Genomic DNA, 18,450 nt, shown 5'->3' on the forward strand with positions numbered 1-18,450 from the left:
GAGTTTTCGCCTTATGAGGTTCCAGCCAGTCATACTTGCCGCGGCAGGGGCCATCGCCCTGTCGGCCTGCACGCACACCGTGAAGCTCGAGCCGTCGGACAAGCCCATCAAGATCGACCTTAACGTCAACATCACGCAGGAAGTGCGCATCAAGCTGGACCGTGAAGTGTCCGACCTGATTGCGAACAACCCTGACCTGTTCTGATAGCCAGGTCCCCTGGGGAGATACACATGACCACATTTCGTACCCTGATCCTTGGCCTTGTCCTGCTCTTTGGCGGTGTCACCGTCACGCAGGCCTATGCCCAGGGCAACGCGCAGATGGAGACCGCCCGGTCCACGGGCGTCATCGGCGAGCGTATCGACGGCTATCTCGGCGTGGTCGGCTCGGCTGACGCTGAAATCGTCCGCAAGGTGCAGGACATCAACAACCGCCGCCGCGCCCTCTATGAGAAGACGGCGGCTGAAACCGGCACGACCGTTCAGCAGGTCGCCCGCATCGCCGGCGAGAAACAGCTCGCCGAGCGCGTCCAGCCCGGTGAGTTCTACATGGACGAGTCCGGTTCCTGGAAGCAGAAGTAAGCTTCGGCAAAGCAAGGGCCCCGGATGGCGAAAGCTGTCCGGGGCTTGTCTTTTCGGATGCCAGCCTGTCCAGCATGTGTCCGGAACTGTCCGAATTTGTCCGGAACTGTCCGGATCTGTCCTGGTTTTGACCCCATGTCGCTCCGCCTGATCCTCTGGATTGCCGCCGCTTTCGCCGCCCTGGGCCTCCTGCTCGGGGGCCTCGCCATTTTTTGGCAGGCAATGGGAATCGGCATCAGCGGCCATGGCTGGTTCGCCTTCATTCTGGGCGGCGTGTTCACCCTCGCCCTCTCCATCGGCCTGTTCCTGCTGACATTCCACAGCGCCCGCCATGGCCACGATGATATTGATGGCCCCGGCGCCTGAGCCTTCGGGCTGTTACCGGACTGTCATCGCTCATTTGTTGACAGTCCCGGCGGCTCACCTGATCCTGCAGCGCACGCTGACAACACACGGGCTGAACCAATGAACCTTGATCATGCGCGATTTGCCGCGTTCCTCTCCGCGCGGCTCTGTCACGACATCGTCTCGCCTGCGGCCACGATGTCCCTCTCGCTGGAAATGCTCGACAGTCCCGGCAGTGCCGAGGAAAAGGAGCAGTCGGAGCGGATGCTGCGCGAGGGCGCCCATGGGGTCACCGCCACGCTGCAATTCCTGCGCTACGCCTTCGGTTCGATGGGCCTCCAGCCCGGCACGGCCGATGTCCACCAGTTCAAGAAGCTGACCGACGAATATCTCCGCTTCCAGAAACCCAGCATCGACTGGGATCTGGGCGCCCCGGAACTCAGCTTTGCCGAAGCCCGGCTGATCATGAACCTCATCATGGTCTGCCTCACCGCCACGGTGCGCGGCGGCGTCATTCATGTGAATGTCCGCGAGGAGAACAACCAGAAGACGCTGACGCTCACCTGCAAGGGTGACCGGCTGAAGCTCAAGGAAGACGTGGTGAAGGCCCTCAAGGGCGAGGAGCCCGACCATGGCTGGCGCCCGGAGAATATCCAGCCGCTGTTCGCCAAGCTCACCTGCGACAGCCTCGGCGGCACGCTGCATGCCCGCCAGATGGCCGATGGCACCGTGGTGTTCATGGCCACCGGTATCAAACATCAGGGCTAAGCCCGCCCGGTCAGGTTTTTTTAACCCGCTTCAGGCAGGCATAGGGCTGGATAGCCGCATTCCCGCCCTTCCGGAGCCCTGCCGCCCATGCGCACCTGCCTCATCGTCGACGATTCCCGCGTTGTCCGCAAAGTGGCCTCCCGCATTATCCGGGATCTCGGTTTCTCGGTCACCGAGGCCGGAGATGGCTCTGAAGCGCTGAAAATGTGCCGGGAATCCATGCCGGATGCCATCCTGCTGGACTGGAACATGCCGACCATGAACGGCATCGACTTCCTGCGCGCGATCCGCCGGGAAGAGGGCGGCAAGGTGCCGCGCATTGTGTTCTGTTCGATTGAAAATGATCCCGAACACATCAATGAAGCCCTGCGCTCCGGTGCGGATGAATTCATCATGAAGCCTTTTGATGCAGACATCCTGGAGAGCAAATTCGCAGAAGTCGGGCTCATCTGAAGCCTTTCTTAATAAAAAGCGGCCTAACGGTAACCTTTGGGGCGCCCGCGCCTCGTGGCGGAGCAGGATATGCAGGAGACGGTGTTCAACGTGCTCGCAGACCTGGCCTTGAAGGCCACCGGTCAGGCGATCCCGCCGTCACGCGCCTATCTCATGGAGGCGCGCCTGTCGCCGCTGGCGCGCCGCGAGGGCTTCGGTACGCTCTCCGACCTCGTTCACTGTCTTGAATCGCGCCAGAACGCGGTTTTCCGCAATGAAGTCGCCTCCGCGCTGCTCACCCATGACACCTGGTTTTTCCGGGAACGGCCCGTCTTCGACACGGTGATCAACACGATCCTGCCCGAGCGCCTCGACGCCACCCAGTCCGGCCGCCTGCGGGTCTGGTGCGCGGGTGGCAGTTCCGGCCAGGAGGCCTACTCCCTCGCCATGCTGCTGGAAGACGAGCCCGGCGCCAGCCTGCGCGGCGCCAAGATCGAGATCCTGTCGACCGATTATTGCAAATACTCGACCGAAAAGGCCCGCCTCGGCGTCTATAACCACTATGAGGCCCAGCGCGGCCTTTCGATCTTCCGGCTGATGAAACACTTCACCCGGATGGACAGTGGCGACTGGCAGGCAAACGAGACGATCCGTTCCCGTGTCAGCTTCCGTCAGCACAATCTGATGGAAACGGCGTCCGGCCTCGGCAAGTTCGACCTGATCTTCTGCCGCCATGTCCTCTCGGGCATGTCCAAGGCCGCGCGGATGCGCGTCGCCGAGGTCCTGGTGGCCCAGATGGCGCCCGGCGCAGTCATCCTCCTGGGGGAAGGGGAAAGCTTCCAGGGCCTCACCGACCTCCTCGAACCCGCCCGCGACATCCGCCAGGGCTGGGTCGAAGCCGGCACGGCGAACAGGGCTGCGGCGTAACACCTTACCTCCCTTTTGAGAGCAGAAACCTGCCACGCTCCGCAATCGATGGATAATGATCGGTCTCAAGGTAGCGTGCCAAGGTAATCGCGACGTCCCCCAATTGGGCGCGATGGGCAATCAATACATCTCCAGCAATGCGGCGAACGGCTGGAGATGAATCCTGCATTGCTGCGGTCAATGTGGGGACAAAATCGACCGCAACAGTAAGCTCTCGAGAGGCCCACACCCGCTCTCGAATTCGCTCTCCCATAGATTTGTCCACCCAGCGCCATGTCCATCCGTCCGGCCAGACAGCACGGCGGTTCAGCAGCATCCGATAGGCTGCGGCGCGAACGGCTGGTTGAACAGCGGACGCCGCGAGTTCGGGTAAAAAAGCGTCCAGATTTGCACGGCGACTTACTTCCCGAAGAACTGCAGACGCGCGCCCTGCTGGCACGCTCAAAAGCCTTCTGAAGATAGCTTCAGCCACATCCGATCGCTCCGTCAGGCTATCGAGAATTGCTGCGCCGTCAGCGTCAATTCGATTCCATGACGTGCGGACGGGAAGCGTCGCCCAGGCGACTTCGGCAACGATGTCTGCTGCGCTTGTTGTCAGCGCGTGCCGGACTGTATCCTGTGCCGCTTCGCGGACTTGCGGAACCCAATCGTTCAGGCGGCGGATAAGCATCGCCAACAGGAATGGGCTTGGTGCCTCTACTTTTACCGCGCGCAGCACCCGTTCCCGCCGAAAGCCGTTACCACTGAACAAATCGAACCATGGCACCGGAAAGCTGTACTCTTTGGGCGGCTGCTGCCACAAAAATCGCTGCCGGGGCGGCTCTTGAACATAAGCGGCTGCCCTGATCGCGCTTTCATACCCGCTGAACTTGGAAAGCGGGAGCGACTTCGTTTCCTCTATGAAATCTGCAAGCGCTCCGGCGTCGTGGCGCCCATCCGAAATTGCTGCTGCCGTTCGGCGAATGGCGCTTTGCATACTGTCAGAGAGAGTGGGTCTTTGGGACATTGAAACACTCTGCATAACCAAGGTGGCGGATAAAGTACCTTTGGTTGCCATTTCGCTGCTTCTTTTCGCCGGGCAGGGGAAGCTCTGGTTCCCCCTCGCATTCCCGCGCCAGAACCGTTATATCCCCGCCAACCAACCAGCTGCTCCGGGCCTTGACCCCGGTGGGAGTGAGAGATGACGACCGACACCGCTGCGTGGCCCGAGGGCCGCGTCAACTCGCTTGGATTTGCCAAGCCTCCCCATGAAACCCGCGTTGTGGCGGCCATGTCTGGCGGCGTCGACAGCTCCGTTGTGGCCGCGATGCTGAAAGCCGAAGGCTATGACGTGATCGGCATCACGCTGCAGCTTTACGATCATGGTGCCGCCATCGAGAAAAAGGGCGCCTGCTGCGCCGGCCAGGACATCCACGACGCGCGCAACGTGTCCGATGCCATCGGCATTCCTCATTATGTGCTCGATTATGAAAGCCGTTTCCGCGAGCAGGTGATGGAGGATTTTGCCGACACCTATCTGTCTGGCTCGACGCCCATCCCATGCATCCGTTGCAATCAGACGGTCAAGTTTGCAGACCTCCTCGCCACCGCGAAGGAGCTCGGCGCCGATTGCCTCGCCACAGGCCACTATATCCGCCGCACGGACGGCCCGGAGGGGCCGGAGCTTCACCGCGCCCATGATGCCAGCCGCGACCAGTCCTACTTCCTGTTTGCCACAACGCGCGAGCAGCTCGATTTCCTGCGCTTTCCATTGGGAAGCCTTCCGAAGACGGAAGTTCGCGAACTCGCCGAGAAGTTCGGGCTTCAGGTCGCCGCCAAGCCCGACAGCCAGGACATCTGCTTCGTGCCCGATGGCTCCTATGCCAAGGTGGTCGAGAAGCTGCGCCCCGGTTCGGGCCGCGGCGGCGAGATCGTGCATCTTGATGGCCGCATCCTCGGCAGCCATGACGGCGTCATCCACTACACGATCGGCCAGCGCCGGGGCCTCGGCGTGGCGACCGGCGATCCGCTGTTCGTCATCAAGATCGATGCGCCGAACCGCCGGGTCATTGTCGGCCCGCGCGAGGCGCTGATGACGCGCGGTCTTCTGCTGGAAGAACTGAACTGGCTGGGGCAGGGCAGCTTGGAAGAGGCGGCCACCAACGGCGCGCGCGTGCTGATCCGGGTACGATCCACCCGGCCGCCGGTGCCCGGCTGGCTCGGCTATGAGGACGGCGCCCCGGCGGTGTTTTTCGACGCGCCCGAAGAAGGCGTCGCGCGCGGCCAGGCGGCGGTGCTCTATGATCCAGATGGCGGCACCCGCATCCTCGGCGGCGGCTTCATCGCCCGGCCCCTGCCCGCCGATGCGCGCGTGGCGGCGGCCTGAGCGTCAGCTCAGCCAGTCCGGCGCCTTCACGCTGCCTGTAAAGCTCGGCGGCGGATAGCGCTCCAGCAGCTTCTCCACGATGAGGTCGGCCACGCGCTCTGCCTCCCGCAGCGGTTCATACGACCACTGATCAAGCTGGCCACCAAACCAGCGGGCCACGCCGCGCTGGATCAGGCTGTCATGCAGCCGGTCAAACTTGTCGCCGCGCCCTTCCAGCTTGGCGATATGCACCGGCAGGCCATGCCAGGCGGCCTCTGACAGCATGTTGGCGCTGTCCTCGGTCACGATGGCGGCGTTGGAAAAGAGCAGCCAGGCGAGATAGGGGTTGGGCCCGTCCTGGGGCCCCGCCCAGAAGGCCGCGCCGATATCGCCCGCCATCTGGCGGAAGCGCGCGGCAATCGGCACCGGCGTGCGGCGCGATGTCGTCAACCGCAGGCGCCAGCCCTCGGCCGCCAGCGCGCGCATCTGCCCCTCCAGCCGGTCGGCGGCGGCATGGGTGAAGCTATGCACCCGCGAATCCCCGCCCAGGATCACAATCGCAGACCGGCGCGTCTCATCGGCAAGGTCGGCAAAGGCCTGCGCCGCCTCTTCCAGCGCCTCGGGCGAGAAATAGGCCGGCGAGCCCACCGTGCGCACCACATTCGGCCCGCTCAGGGCATCATGTTCGGGCACGACCAGCAGGTCGAAATGCGACGGGTCCACATGCGGATCGAGGATCTGTACCGTGAAGGTTTTCCCGCCCGATGCGGCGCGCGCATATTTCGTCATCGGCGCCGAGCGCCGCCCGGCCGCGATCCACACCGTCGGCCAGGGCGCCGCCAGCAGCGCGCGCTGTTCCTTCGGCAGGGCGGCAAGCGGGGAGGGCCACCGGTCCGCCGGCAGCCAGCGCCAGGGCGCACGCGGGGTAAGCGCCAGCGGTTCCTGCCGGTACGCCTCTCCGGGGATATGGGCAATCCGCACCCAGCGATGCATCGCGCCCAGCGCAGCCGTCAGCGCGCGCACCTGCGCAGCATTGCCGGCGCGGCCATCAGAGACCGCCCAGATAGAGGGGCCGAGGGAGGCCATGCTGGCCGGTCCTTTGTCTGCGGGTGGGCTTACTTGTAGACGACCTTGACGATTTCGTAAGCGCGCGCGCCGGCCGGCGCGGCCACTTCGGCCTCATCGCCTTCTTCCTTGCCGATCAGGGCGCGGGCGATGGGCGAGGTCACAGAGATCTTGCCCTGTTTCACATCCGCCTCGTCTTCGCCGACGATCTTGTAGGTCTGCTCTTCCTCGGTATCGACATCCGCAATCGTCACCGTGGCGCCAAAGCGCACCTTGCCACCGCTGAGCTTGCTCACATCGATCACATCGGCGCGGGCCAGCTTGTCGTCGAGCTCGCTGATGCGGCCTTCGATGAAGCTCTGCTTCTCCTTGGCGGCATGATATTCAGCGTTCTCCGACAGGTCGCCATGCGAGCGGGCTTCGGAAATGGCCGCAATAATGCTCGGGCGCTCAACGGATTTGAGCACCTTCAGTTCGGCCTGAAGCGCGGCATGGCCTTCAGCGGTCATCGGAATGCGTTCCATCGAGAGTTTCCCTCATTCTCAGCGGCAAAAAACGTTGTCGCAAAAATCAAGGGCGTCAAGTGGTGCCCGATCAGGCGCTTTGCAAGGCGCGTACGGAGATTTCCTGTGATTTCATGCTGGCGATGGCCTTCACGGCGGCGAGCGACGCAGCGAGCGTTGTAAAATAAGGAATTTTTCTGGCCACTGCCGTCCGGCGAATGGACGCAGAGTCCGACAGGGAGGCGGCCCCTTCCGTGGTGTTGAACACCAGCTGGACATCCCCATTGATCATCGCGTCCACAATATGGGGCTGGCCTTCGAGCACCTTGTTGACCCGTTTGACCGGAATACCCTTCGATTCGAGGTGGTCAGCCGTGCCGCTGGTCGCCAGAATGGTGAAGCCGAGCCCTGAAAGGCCGCGCGCAGCCTCCTCGGCGCCCTTCTTGTCGCTGTCGCGTACGGAGATGAACACCGTGCCCTCGGCCGGCAGGCGGATGCCCCCGCCAAGCTGGCTCTTGAGGAAGGCCATGCCGAAATCATCGTCCCAGCCCATCACTTCGCCCGTCGAGCGCATCTCCGGCCCAAGCTGCGGGTCAACGCCGGGGAAGCGGGCAAACGGGAACACCGCTTCCTTGATCGCGATGCGGCGCGGGCGTGCGTTGGAAAGGTCAAAGCTGGAAAGCGCCTCGCCGGCCATCACCTTGGCGGCGATGGCGGCAATTGGCGCGCCCACAGCCTTGGCCACGAAGGGCACGGTGCGGCTGGCGCGCGGGTTGGCTTCCAGCACATAGATTTCCTCGCCCTTGACGGCGAACTGGATGTTGATCAGCCCCCGGACATTGAGCGCCATTGCCAGTTGCGCGGCCTGTTCGCCCAGGCGCTTCTGCAGCTCCGCTGACAGCGTGAAGGGCGGCAGGGCGCAGGCCGAGTCGCCCGAATGCACGCCCGCTTCCTCGATATGCTCCATGATGCCGGCCACATGCACGGTCACCCCGTCACAGATCGCATCGACGTCCACCTCGATGGCGTCGGCCAGATAGCGGTCGATGAAGAGGGATGCATCGCCCGAAACCTTCAGCGCTTCAGCCGCAAACTTGCGCAGGTCTTCGTCATTGCGGGCAATTTCCATCGCCCGTCCGCCCAGCACGAAGGAGGGGCGCAGCATCACCGGATAGCCAATCTCGTTGGCCTTTACCTCGGCCTCTTCCACGCTGCGCGCGGTGCGCGAGGGCGCCTGCTGGATGCCGAGCTTGTCGAGCAGGGCGGCGAATTGTTCGCGGTCTTCGGCAAGGTCGATGGATTGCGGGCTCGTGCCCAGAATGGGCACCTGCTCATGGAACAGCGGCCCGGCCAGCTTCAGCGGCGTCTGCCCGCCAAACTGCACGATCACCCCGGCGAGTTCACCAGCAGACTGCTCCACATGGATGATCTCGAGCACATGCTCGATGGTCAGCGGCTCGAAATACAGGCGGTCAGACGTATCATAGTCCGTAGACACCGTTTCCGGGTTGCAGTTGACCATGATGGACTCGATGCCGAGGTCTTCCATCGCAAAGGCCGCATGGCAGCAGCAATAGTCAAACTCGATGCCCTGGCCGATGCGGTTCGGCCCGCCGCCCAGAATGATCGCCTTCTTGCGCGAAGACGGCCCGGCTTCACATTCCGCCGCTGCCTGCCCAAAGGGGGCGTGTTCATAGGTGGAATAAAGATAGGGCGTCTTGGCCGCAAACTCTGCCGCACACGTATCAATGCGTTTGTAAACCGGCCGCACGCCAAGAGCGTGGCGATGGGCGCGCACGCCGTCTTCGGTATTGCCGGTCAGCTCCGCCAGGCGCTTGTCGGAAAAGCCCATGGCCTTGATCTCGGTCATGCTGGCAATGTTGCCCGGCAGGCCATTGGCCACGATCAGGGCTTCGGTCTTCACGATCTCTTCGATCTGGCGCAGGAACCACGGATCAAAAGAGGTGACGGCCTGCACATCCTCAACGGAGAGCCCCATGCGGAAGGCCTGCGCAATCACGCGCAGCCGGTCGGGCGACTGGATGCCGAGCGCCTGGCGCAGCGCGCTCTCATCTTCAAAGGGCAGTTCATTGAGACCGGAAAGCCCGGTTTCCAGCGAGCAGAGCGCTTTCTGCAGGCTCTCCTGAAAGCTGCGGCCGATGGCCATTGCTTCGCCTACGGACTTCATCGCCGTGGTGAGGACAGGCTCTGCGCCCTTGTATTTTTCGAACGCAAAGCGCGGGATCTTGGTGACGACATAATCAATCGTCGGCTCGAAGGAGGCGGGCGTCACGCCCGTGATGTCATTGTCCAGCTCGTCGAGCGTGTAGCCGACGGCGAGCTTGGCCGCGATCTTGGCAATCGGGAAGCCGGTGGCCTTGGAGGCGAGCGCCGAGGAGCGCGAGACGCGCGGGTTCATCTCGATGACAACAAGGCGCCCATCTGCCGGGTTCACGGCGAACTGCACGTTCGAGCCGCCGGTCTCCACGCCGATCTCGCGCAGCACCGCGATCGAGGCGTTGCGCATCACCTGATATTCCTTGTCGGTCAGGGTCAGGGCAGGGGCCACGGTGATCGAGTCGCCGGTATGCACGCCCATCGGGTCGATATTCTCGATCGAGCAGATGATGATGCAATTGTCCGCCGTATCGCGGACGACCTCCATCTCATACTCTTTCCAGCCAAGCAGGCTCTCATCGATCAGGATCTGCGCGTTGGGCGAGGCGGCGAGGCCCGAGCGGCAGATCTCCTCATATTCCTCGACATTGTAGGCAATGCCCCCGCCGGTGCCGCCCAGGGTAAAGGCCGGGCGGATGATGGCCGGCAGGCCGACCGTCTCCAGCGCGTCCATCGCCTGCTTGAGGCCGGTGATCCGGTCATAGCGCTTGGGCTTGCCCGGCTCGGCGGGCAGCTCAGGGGAGGCAATGATCGCCGCGCGCGGGTTTTCCAGGCCCAGCCGGTCCATCGCCTCGCGGAACAGCTTGCGGTCTTCGGCCATCTCGATGGCCTCGGCCTTTGCGCCGATCAGCTCGACGCCGTATTTCTCCAGGATGCCGGCATAGTGCAGGTCCAGCGCGCAGTTGAGCGCCGTCTGCCCGCCCATCGTCGGCAACAGCGCGTCCGGGCGCTCGGCCTCGATGATCTTCTCCACCACTTCGGGCAGGATCGGCTCGATATAGGTCGCGTCCGCCAGCTCCGGATCGGTCATGATCGTGGCGGGGTTGGAGTTCACCAGGATCACCCGGTAACCCTCTGCTTTCAGGGCTTTGACAGCCTGAACCCCGGAATAGTCGAACTCGCAGGCCTGGCCGATAATGATCGGGCCGGCGCCGATAACGAGGATCGAGGAGATATCTGTGCGCTTGGGCATGGGTCGTGGTCTCCTCACAGGCGGTCAAACGGCTGCCCGATAGCAGGGAGTCGGGCGCGGGGGCAAGGCGCAAGGTGCGCTCAATACCCCTCTTCGGGGGGAAGCGCGACGCCTGGCGCGGTGCTACGGGCTGAAGCACAGGAAATCCAGATGAATCGCGCGCCTTTCATCCTGCTTCGGCCCGGTCTTATCGCCGCACGGGCCCGAAACGGGGGCCAGGCCGCCCATCTGCCGGTTTCCGCCAATATGTGAACAGGAACCCGGTGACCCCGGCGGAGGAGAGAGACCCGATGAAAACCCTGATTGCCGCCGCCGCCGCGGCCCTGCTTCTGGCCGCCTGTGACACGGCCCCGGTGCCCGCGCCCGCCGCAGAGGCCCCCGCGAGCACGGTCGAAGTCATCCAGGAAACTCCGGTCGAAGTCACACCCAACCTCTTCATCCTTTACACGCTGAAAGACGGCGTCACCCCGGCGCAGTTCGAGGAATGGGTCCGCACCACCGACCAGCCCGCCATGCGCAGCCTCGCCCGCGTCCAGTCCTTCCGCACCTACCGGGCCGAGCGCCTGCTGATGGGCGAAGGCGCCCCCGGCGTCGCCTATATCGAAGCCTTCGCCATCCCCGATCTTGAGGGCTTCACCGCCGAGGATATGGGCGGGGAAACCGTGCAGACCGTGATGGGTGAATTCATGGGCCTTGTTGAAGCCCCGCAATTCATCATCGTGTCGGAGGTGAAGTAACCGCCGGGCACACGCCGTCGGGGGGAGGCAAAACAGACAGCGAGGACATCGAGGATGGATCGTCTCAGGATGGCAGCCGGGCTGCTGGGCATGTGGATGTTTGCCGCCGGCAGCGCATTCGCCGATGACTGCGCAGGCACGCTTCGCACCAGTGCGGTGGCCGCCACGCTCCGTCCGGTCACGACGGGAGAGCAGCTTCAGGCCGCCCTGAAGGATATCGACGCGATCGTTGCGCAATGCCCGGCCGATCCGTGGATCAATGCCCTCGGCGCCGAAATGGACCTGCGCGTCTACAACGCGCTGCTTGCCGCCAACAACAACCAGGTCAACCAGCAGGCCTTCGACTTCCTGCAGCGCGCCTTTGCCCGCTCAGACATCTTCCAGGAAGCGCCGGTGGAGGCGCGCCCGGATATCCTCTCAATCCGCACCGAGCATGGGACGGGGAACCTCACCTACAGCTTCGCCTCAACCAACCGGAAGAGCATCCTCCAGATCCTGATGGCGATGGCGAGGCTCGGTCAGGTCCATCCCTATTTCAAGGCAGAGACGCCGAAAACCTGTGACGGCTGGCTGATGTCGGACACCCAGACCATCGGCTATGCCATGGAAACCGAGGCAGACCTCATCTTCCGCCCCTTCATCGATGCGGCGGCAGAAGCCTGCCGGGGGGAGGGGAGCGGCGACCGCCTGCCGCTGGCCGTTGCCTCGCAGGCCTATGTACGCCTCGTGGAACGGGGGGCGATTACTTCCCGCTCAGATATCAGCAAGGCGCTCCTGAAGGCCCGGGATTATCGCGACACCTATCTCAGCCGCGGCGGCTTCGACTTCCACTATTCCAAATTCGATGCCGAACGGTTGGACACGGCGCTGCGCAAGCATGAAGTCGACCCGATGGCGGGGCGCCTTGCGCGGGAATTGTGGTTCACGCCGGAACATCTCGGCAGCGAGAAGATGCAGTTCTCCCTCGCCTGGGCTTTGAGTGAGGAATGGGCCGCCATTTCCGAAAACTTGGCGAAGGGAGAGATCGAAGTGGCGGCGGGCGGAACGCAATATACCCGCTTCGTTTATGACGTCCTGAAGGATGGCCGGGAAGCCGGCAAGGAGGCAGAGACAAAAGCCGCCCTGCGAAAAGCGCTCAGTGACGTGCAGCAAAGCCGCGTTCGGGCATTGGCTATGGCTGATTACGAACTGCCGCCGAATTGGCTCTACGACATGCTGCTGAAGACCGCTGCCGCGCCTGCGGAAGGAAACTGACATGATCCGTAGCCTGAAATATGCCCGCAGGAGTACCTGCGCACCCGCTGATGGCCCCCGCGCATAGAAGGCCCCATTCCCGGGAGGGAATGGGGAACAGGGCCTTCCAGTCCGTCAGATCACTGCGCGCTTACCAGCGGCGGCCATCATCCGGATAACGGTCGCGCGCGTCGACAACACCGTCGCCATCGCTATCGTAGTTGTACGGATCATAATTGGAGGGGCGGTTGCCCGTGCCGCAATCGCCGGCCTGGCTACACCCGCGCGCTGCGCCGGCCACACCGCCAACCGCTGCGCCAATCGCCGCGCCGCGCGTGGCATTGCCATCGCCCACATTGTTGCCGATCGCCGCGCCAGCGGCTGCGCCGAGGGCTGCGCCCGCAGCGGCGTTGCGTTCTGCCGTGCCCGAAGAGGTGCACGCCGCCATGGCCACCGCACTGGCGCCAATCGCGGCAAGTTTCAGGTATCCGATCATGGGGTCGTTCCTTTCCTGGTTTATGGAATAGGAACGCCGCCATGCCCGCTTGGTTCCGGCCCAATTGCTGCCGTATTTCAGCCTGCCGCCGGCGCGGCGCCGAACACGCTCTTCCAGTTGGCCAGAGACATCGAGGCCCTGTAGGCGGCGGTGTATTCCGGATCGAGCACTTCCATCAGGAACGCGCCTTCAATCCACACCTCCACTACATGGAAGAAACCGCCCCGGTCGCAGATCGCCGTGGGCCATCCGGCCGCATCGGCAATTTCGATAACCTCCTTGGCCGGACGATCCACGCACAGCGCCAGATGGCATTCGGAAAGGCGCGAGGCGGGCGTCCCTTCCTGGGGCTGCCAGCTTCCGCCCCCTTCGGCCGGCTGCATCACCGCGCCGCGAGGGATCACTTCGATCTCCACCTTCTCGTCGGCCGACCAGGCCATCCACGCGCCGGGGCCTCCGGGCGGGAAGGGAACGGCCGTGCCATTCATGATCCGGGCGAGGGTGGCGGCCACCTTGGCCGTGTCATCGGCGGGCAGGGAAATATGGGCGATCATCATTGCATACACTCCTGGGATAACGGGCAGGCTCCGCCCGTCCGGGCCCCGCAATCGGCTGCCCGGTGATTTTAATGAAAAAGGGTCAGATGGCGAGAGACGGCCGTATCAGGACGTGTCGCCCGCGCCCCTCCGGCGAAAATGCGTCAGCAGAAGGTCAAGCGCTTCGGAGGCGAGCGGGCCAGACCGGCTGCCCTCCAGGCCCCAATAATCCTTCATCGACACCCAGGCGAAGGACGAGTCCAGCAGCTGGCAGATGGCGGCCAGGTCCCGGCGGTCGGCTTCGCTGAGATCGGGGCGGGCGGTGGCAACCGCCTGCAGAAAGGCGGCCTGGCGTTTGTCATTCACCGACAGGCGCAATTCCTGCCCCTGCCGTGTAAAGACGAAACGCGTCAGGCCTTCTTCCCGGTCAAAGCCGGGGAAGATTTCCGACGGCTGCTGGATCAACGCCTCCGGCGTCGCCGGAAAGGTCCGCCCCTGCGCCGCCCGGTCATTGATCCGGGGCCAGAGGGCTTCGATCAGCTCGTCACGGGTGGCAAAATACCGGTACAGCGTACGCTCGGTCACCGCCGCGCGCGCGGCGACATTGGCAAGCGTGATGGTGTCCAGCGCTTCCTCGGAAATCAGCTCCAGGGCCGCATCCAGGATGCGGTTCCGGGTGAGTTCGCGCTGGGCTTCACGGAGAGACAGGGGTTCTGACGACATGTCATAGCGTATGACATGAAGATTTCCGGAGCGCAAGCCCTCATGTCATAACATCTGACATCTTTTCACTGAGCCTGACTTCTTGTCAGGTATAGCGTTTGGACAGCCGCTGCAGCATCTCGTCGGCGTCGCCGCGCTCTGTGCCGTTATAGCCGGTCACCACATCGGCCACGAACGGATTGTCCTGGCGCTCCTGCCCGAAGGTCGACATCGGCCCATGGCCGGGCACAAACCGCATCTGGTCGCCCAGCGGCCACAGCTTGCCGGTGATGGAATCGATCAGCTGCTGATGGTTGCCGCGCGGAAAGTCCGTACGCCCCACAGAGCCGCGGAACAGCACATCGCCAACAAAGGCCAGCGCCCCGTCCTGATGATAGATCACCACATGGCCCGGCGTATGGCCGGGGCAGTGGGCCACGCCGAATTTGTTGCCCGCCAGGTCCAGTTCGTCGCCATCGTCCAGATAGCGGTCAGGCTGCACATTCTTCCCGTCGCGGATGCCATAGCGCGCGCCGCTGGCTTCCACCTCGTCAAGCAGCCACTGGTCATCCTTGTGCGGCCCGATGATCGGGCAGCCGGTGCGTTCTTTCACATCCATCGCTGCGCCCACATGATCAAGGTGCCCATGCGTCAGCCACACGCCGACAATTTTCACCCCGAAATGGTCGGCTGCCTGCATCAGCTTGTCCACCTCCCCGCCGGGGTCCACGAACACGCCTTCCTTGGTCTCGGTCGACCAGATCATCGACGTATTCTGCTGCAGCGGGGTCACCGGAATGATCCGGATCTCGAGTTTGGGGGCGGGGGTCTGCTCGGTCATGCGGGGAACATAGCAATCCCGGCCCGCTTCGCAATGCAGCGCGTCCCGTCTTTTCGCCTGCCAGACGCTGGGTTAACTAAGGCGCAGACACATCTTCAGGAGCGCCCGGCGATGCAGCAGCCCAGACAGCCCATCCGGGCCAACGGCCTTGGAGACATCGGAGGGCGCGGCGGGATCATCCTCATCGCCCTGATCGGCCTCTTCATCTACTGGCAGTCAAACCAGAAAGAGGTGCCCTTCGCGCCGGGCAAGAAACAGTTCAACACCCTCTCTGTCGCCGAGGAGGTCAGGCTCGGCGAACAATCCTATCTGCAGATCCTCCAGCAGGAGCACAGCCAGGGCAACACCGTGCTCTGCGCCGATGAGGCCAGCTGCCAGGGCGATGCCCGCCTGCTCACCGAGAGGGTCCGCGAGATCGGCGCCCGTCTGGAGCGCGCCGCGCTGGAGCTGGAAAACGACTACCGCATCCAGGGCTACCGGATGCCGGGCGTCGTGGAACAGTTCAACTGGACCTATTATGTCGTGGATTCGCCCACGCCCAACGCCTTCTGCCTGCCGGGCGGCTATGTGGCCGTCTATACCGGCATCCTCGACATCACCGGCAATTATGATGGCCGCGTCACGCTGGAGGATGTCGCCGATGTCAACAAGCTCGCCGTGGTCATGGGGCATGAGATCGGCCATGCCCTGGCGCATCACGGCGCGGCGCGGATGAGCACCCAGCAGATGATGCAGATCGGCCAGATCGCCCTCGCGGTCGGGGTGGGGGATATGGATGCCGGCCAGCGTCAGGCAGTCCTTCAGGCCTTCGGCGTCGCCGCCCAGGGCGGCTTCCTCGCCTTCTCGCGGGAGCATGAAACCCAGGCCGACCGGATCGGCCTCGATCTCTTGGTGCGCGCCTGTTACGACCCGCGCGAAGCTCCTGAGCTCTGGGAGCGGATGGGCGAAATCGGCGGCGGCCAGCGCCCGCCCGAATGGATGAGCACCCACCCGGCCTCGGCCACCCGCGCCGAAAACTTCCGCAAATGGATGCCCGACGCAATCGCCGAATATGAGCGCCGCTGCGGGAAGCTGATGTGAAAACGGCCCCCGCCGCAAGGCGAGGGCCGCCAAGGGCCATTCCCCAATGTGGAAGCGCGCTGCCTTGGGAGCTGTGCGTTTCCGCCCTTGAAATCTGAGTAATATTGTCAATCTGAACGGCGGATAACGATCTGCGCCGGCCCCGCTCAAACCCTGAAATCCGCGCAAAAAAAAGCCGCGAAGGCTCCTCCTCCCGAAGCGCTTCGCGGCTGTGCAATGCAGTCCGTGCCGTCCACCGGCGTCACCCAGCCTGCAGTGTATCAAGTGAGCAGCGTGGGCCCCGAAAGACCCGCAACCAAAAAAGGTTACCCTTTTTACATACCACTGGTATGGTGAGACGCAAGAGGTGTGGGGATGCCGAAACGCACAAAAGAACAGGCGGCCGAAACGCGTGAAGCCTTGCTGCGCGCGGCCAGGAAATTGTTTACAAATCAAGGATTTGCGGCCACAAGTGTTGCCGCCATCGTCGCCTCTGCGGGCACGACCAAGGGCGCGCTGTTTCATTATTTTAGCAGTAAGGAAGACCTTTTCCTCGAAGTGTGGACCGCGCTGCAGCTGGAAATGGACGCTGCCGCCCGCGACGCCGCCGCCGCCGCCCGCTCGAAAACAGACCCCTACGCGGCCTTCCTGGCCGGCTGCCGGGTCTATCTCGACTGGGCCATGCGGCCAGATTACCAGTCCATCGTCCTGATCGACGGCCCCTCCGTCCTCGGCATGGCCCGCTGGCATGAGCTCGATTTCCAGCTCGGCATGAACAACATGACGCGCGGCGCCGCCTATCTCGCCAGCCAGGGCCTCGTGCCCGAAGACCGCATCCGCCCGGCCGCCGTCCTCCTCCAGTCGGCCCTCAATGGCGCAGGCTTTGCCCTTGCCTCAAGCTACCAGGATGTCACCCGCGAAGACCTCTTCGCCAGCTTCGAAGCCCTCCTGCGCGGCCTGAAGCATTCCGCATAATCCTCGCGCGCAGATGCCAGCAGGCGGGGTTTATTATGCGGCGGAAAGCCGGTACGGGTCAGCCCGAAAGAAAAGGGAAGGCTCTCCTCATGTCGCATTTCTCGCCGCTCTCCACGCTGCCGCCCGACGCCCTCCTGGGCCTGATGACCGCCTACCGCGCCGACGAGCGCTCGGAGAAGTTCGATCTCGGCGTCGGCGTCTACAAGGACGAGAATGGCGAAACCCCGATCCTCTCGGCGGTGCGCAAGGCAGAGGCCAAGCTCCTCGCCGCCCAGACCACCAAGGTCTATGAAGGCCCGCGCGGCAATACCGATTTCTGCGCCCATATCGAGAAGTTCGTTTTCGGCGCCGATCACCCCGCCCTGAAGGAAAACCGCGTCCTCTCCTTCACCGCGCCCGGCGGCTGCGGCGCGCTGTTCCTCGGCGTTGGCCTGATGCGCCGCATGGGCACCCGCCGCGTCTGGGTGTCCAAGCCCACCTGGCCGAACCACCCCAATGTCGTCAAATCCCTCGGCCTTGAGGTGAAGGACTATGCCTATGCCCGCGACGGCGCCTTCTACCGTCTCGGCGCCCTCGCTGACCTCTCCACCGCCGAGCCCGGCGACGGGGTCATCCTGCAGGGGCCCTGCCACAACCCGACCGGAATCGATCCGTCAACGGACGACTGGCGCGAGCTGGGAAAGCTCTGCCGCGACAAGGGCGTCATTGCGCTGCTGGATGTCGCCTATCACGGCTTCGCCTCCGGCCTTGACCGGGACATGGACGGCGTGCGCGCCTTCATCGAGGAGGCCGGCGAAGCGCTCGTCTCCTATTCCTGCTCGAAGAATTTCGGCCTTTACCGCGAGCGCACCGGCTGCTTCCTCGCCATCGGCAAGACGGCTGAAGGCATCGCGGCGGCCACCACCCATGTCGCCGATATGGGCCGCGCCACCTGGTCGATGCCGCCCGCGCACGGCGCCGGCATCGTCGCCACGGTGCTGGATGATCCCGATCTGCGCGCCGAATGGGAGGCAGAGCTCACCGCCATGCGTACCCGGATGATCGCCCTGCGCACGGCGCTTTCCGATGCCCTGGTCAGCCATACCGGCTCAAACCTGCTCGCCGCCCTCAAGACCCAGAACGGCATGTTCTCGCAACTGCCGATCTCGGCCGAAGACACCGCCAGGGCGCGCGACGCCGACGGCATCTACATGCCCTCCTCCGGCCGCATCAACATCGCCGGCCTCCACGCCAGCGACATTCCCCGCCTCGCCGAAACCCTCGCCCGCTACCTGGTCTAGGGCAGGGCGCGGGCCCCAAGACCCTCACCTCCCACGCCCTGACGGGCGCGGGCCCCTCCTCTCCCAGAGGGAGAGGGGTTGGGACTTCGCGGCAGGCGGAACGCCAAACCCCTCTCCCGCGAAGTGGGAGAGGAGGGGCCCATTGCGCAGCAATGGGAGGTGAGGGCCTTCCGCCCTATCCAACACATCCCGCCCCCTCCGCCCCCAAAATCCCCAATCCCCACAACGCCTTAAAAATAAATCCCCCAATCCTTG

The 18,450-nt window shown here is 63.9% G+C and carries 20 protein-coding genes; 12 read left to right on the plus strand and 8 right to left on the minus strand.

Going from position 1 to position 18,450, the window contains the following annotated elements:
* Window positions 1-13 precede the first annotated feature (13 nt).
* The 6 genes from C0456_RS04540 to C0456_RS04565 all read left to right on the plus strand — a co-directional run bounded on the left by C0456_RS04540 (window position 14) and on the right by C0456_RS04565 (window position 3,054).
* Window positions 14-205, plus strand: coding sequence for a YnbE family lipoprotein (locus C0456_RS04540; protein ID WP_291048825.1), 192 nt, complete (start codon window positions 14-16; stop codon window positions 203-205).
* 26 nt (window positions 206-231) lie between these two features.
* Window positions 232-582, plus strand: a complete 351-nt coding sequence (locus C0456_RS04545) for a YdbL family protein (RefSeq protein ID WP_291048827.1) — start codon at window positions 232-234, stop codon at window positions 580-582.
* A gap of 135 nt (window positions 583-717) precedes the next feature.
* On the plus strand, window positions 718-948 hold the full coding sequence (locus tag C0456_RS04550) for a hypothetical protein (RefSeq protein ID WP_291048829.1): 231 nt from the start codon (window positions 718-720) through the stop codon (window positions 946-948).
* A gap of 99 nt (window positions 949-1,047) precedes the next feature.
* Window positions 1,048-1,695, plus strand: a complete 648-nt coding sequence (locus tag C0456_RS04555; protein WP_291048831.1) for a histidine phosphotransferase family protein — start codon at window positions 1,048-1,050, stop codon at window positions 1,693-1,695.
* 87 nt (window positions 1,696-1,782) lie between these two features.
* Window positions 1,783-2,148 (plus strand): response regulator, encoded by a 366-nt coding sequence (locus C0456_RS04560; RefSeq protein WP_291048833.1) that lies wholly within the window; start codon window positions 1,783-1,785, stop codon window positions 2,146-2,148.
* 69 nt (window positions 2,149-2,217) lie between these two features.
* The gene (locus tag C0456_RS04565; protein ID WP_291048835.1) at window positions 2,218-3,054 is read left to right on the plus strand and encodes a protein-glutamate O-methyltransferase CheR; all 837 of its coding nucleotides are present in this window, start codon (window positions 2,218-2,220) and stop codon (window positions 3,052-3,054) included.
* 4 nt (window positions 3,055-3,058) lie between these two features.
* Here the strand turns inward: C0456_RS04565 and C0456_RS04570 are convergent, their stop codons facing one another.
* Window positions 3,059-4,111, minus strand: coding sequence for a hypothetical protein (locus tag C0456_RS04570; RefSeq protein WP_291048837.1), 1,053 nt, complete (start codon window positions 4,109-4,111; stop codon window positions 3,059-3,061).
* Window positions 4,112-4,234: 123 nt separating this feature from the next.
* On the opposite strand from C0456_RS04570, the gene mnmA reads away from it, so the two are divergent.
* Window positions 4,235-5,419, plus strand: coding sequence for a tRNA 2-thiouridine(34) synthase MnmA (gene mnmA / locus C0456_RS04575; protein ID WP_291048840.1), 1,185 nt, complete (start codon window positions 4,235-4,237; stop codon window positions 5,417-5,419).
* A 3-nt stretch (window positions 5,420-5,422) separates the two neighbouring features.
* Here the strand turns inward: mnmA and C0456_RS04580 are convergent, their stop codons facing one another.
* From C0456_RS04580 to carB, 3 genes are all read right to left on the minus strand, one after another.
* The gene (locus C0456_RS04580; RefSeq protein ID WP_291048843.1) at window positions 5,423-6,484 is read right to left on the minus strand and encodes a mitochondrial fission ELM1 family protein; all 1,062 of its coding nucleotides are present in this window, start codon (window positions 6,482-6,484) and stop codon (window positions 5,423-5,425) included.
* A 29-nt stretch (window positions 6,485-6,513) separates the two neighbouring features.
* The gene (greA, locus tag C0456_RS04585; protein WP_291048846.1) at window positions 6,514-6,987 is read right to left on the minus strand and encodes a transcription elongation factor GreA; all 474 of its coding nucleotides are present in this window, start codon (window positions 6,985-6,987) and stop codon (window positions 6,514-6,516) included.
* Window positions 6,988-7,057: 70 nt separating this feature from the next.
* A complete protein-coding gene (gene carB, locus C0456_RS04590; protein ID WP_291048848.1) occupies window positions 7,058-10,336 on the minus strand; it encodes a carbamoyl-phosphate synthase large subunit in 3,279 nt (1,092 codons plus the stop codon).
* A 290-nt stretch (window positions 10,337-10,626) separates the two neighbouring features.
* Here carB and C0456_RS04595 point away from each other — a divergent pair, with 290 nt between their 5' ends.
* Entirely contained in the window at window positions 10,627-11,073 is a 447-nt protein-coding gene (locus C0456_RS04595) for an REDY-like protein HapK (protein WP_291048850.1), read from the plus strand.
* Window positions 11,074-11,127: 54 nt separating this feature from the next.
* Window positions 11,128-12,327: a hypothetical protein gene (locus tag C0456_RS04600; RefSeq protein ID WP_291048851.1), complete on the plus strand. Its 1,200-nt coding sequence runs from the start codon at window positions 11,128-11,130 to the stop codon at window positions 12,325-12,327.
* Between the two features lie 130 nt (window positions 12,328-12,457).
* On the opposite strand, the gene C0456_RS04605 is transcribed toward C0456_RS04600, so the two are convergent.
* The 4 genes from C0456_RS04605 to C0456_RS04620 form a co-directional block, all read right to left on the minus strand.
* Entirely contained in the window at window positions 12,458-12,802 is a 345-nt protein-coding gene (locus C0456_RS04605) for a YMGG-like glycine zipper-containing protein (protein WP_291048854.1), read from the minus strand.
* A 77-nt stretch (window positions 12,803-12,879) separates the two neighbouring features.
* Window positions 12,880-13,359 (minus strand): hypothetical protein, encoded by a 480-nt coding sequence (locus C0456_RS04610; protein ID WP_291048856.1) that lies wholly within the window; start codon window positions 13,357-13,359, stop codon window positions 12,880-12,882.
* A 105-nt stretch (window positions 13,360-13,464) separates the two neighbouring features.
* Window positions 13,465-14,061, minus strand: coding sequence for a TetR/AcrR family transcriptional regulator (locus C0456_RS04615; RefSeq protein ID WP_291048857.1), 597 nt, complete (start codon window positions 14,059-14,061; stop codon window positions 13,465-13,467).
* Window positions 14,062-14,146: 85 nt separating this feature from the next.
* A complete protein-coding gene (locus tag C0456_RS04620; RefSeq protein WP_291048859.1) occupies window positions 14,147-14,881 on the minus strand; it encodes an MBL fold metallo-hydrolase in 735 nt (244 codons plus the stop codon).
* A 111-nt stretch (window positions 14,882-14,992) separates the two neighbouring features.
* On the opposite strand from C0456_RS04620, the gene C0456_RS04625 reads away from it, so the two are divergent.
* From C0456_RS04625 to C0456_RS04635, 3 genes are all read left to right on the plus strand, one after another.
* Window positions 14,993-15,961: a M48 family metallopeptidase gene (locus tag C0456_RS04625; protein WP_291048861.1), complete on the plus strand. Its 969-nt coding sequence runs from the start codon at window positions 14,993-14,995 to the stop codon at window positions 15,959-15,961.
* Between the two features lie 354 nt (window positions 15,962-16,315).
* Entirely contained in the window at window positions 16,316-16,915 is a 600-nt protein-coding gene (locus tag C0456_RS04630; protein ID WP_291048863.1) for a TetR/AcrR family transcriptional regulator, read from the plus strand.
* 89 nt (window positions 16,916-17,004) lie between these two features.
* Window positions 17,005-18,195 (plus strand): amino acid aminotransferase, encoded by a 1,191-nt coding sequence (locus C0456_RS04635; protein WP_291048865.1) that lies wholly within the window; start codon window positions 17,005-17,007, stop codon window positions 18,193-18,195.
* Window positions 18,196-18,450: the final 255 nt, after the last annotated feature.

Source organism: Hyphomonas sp. (genome assembly GCF_013823385.1).
GTDB lineage: Bacteria > Pseudomonadota > Alphaproteobacteria > Caulobacterales > Hyphomonadaceae > Hyphomonas.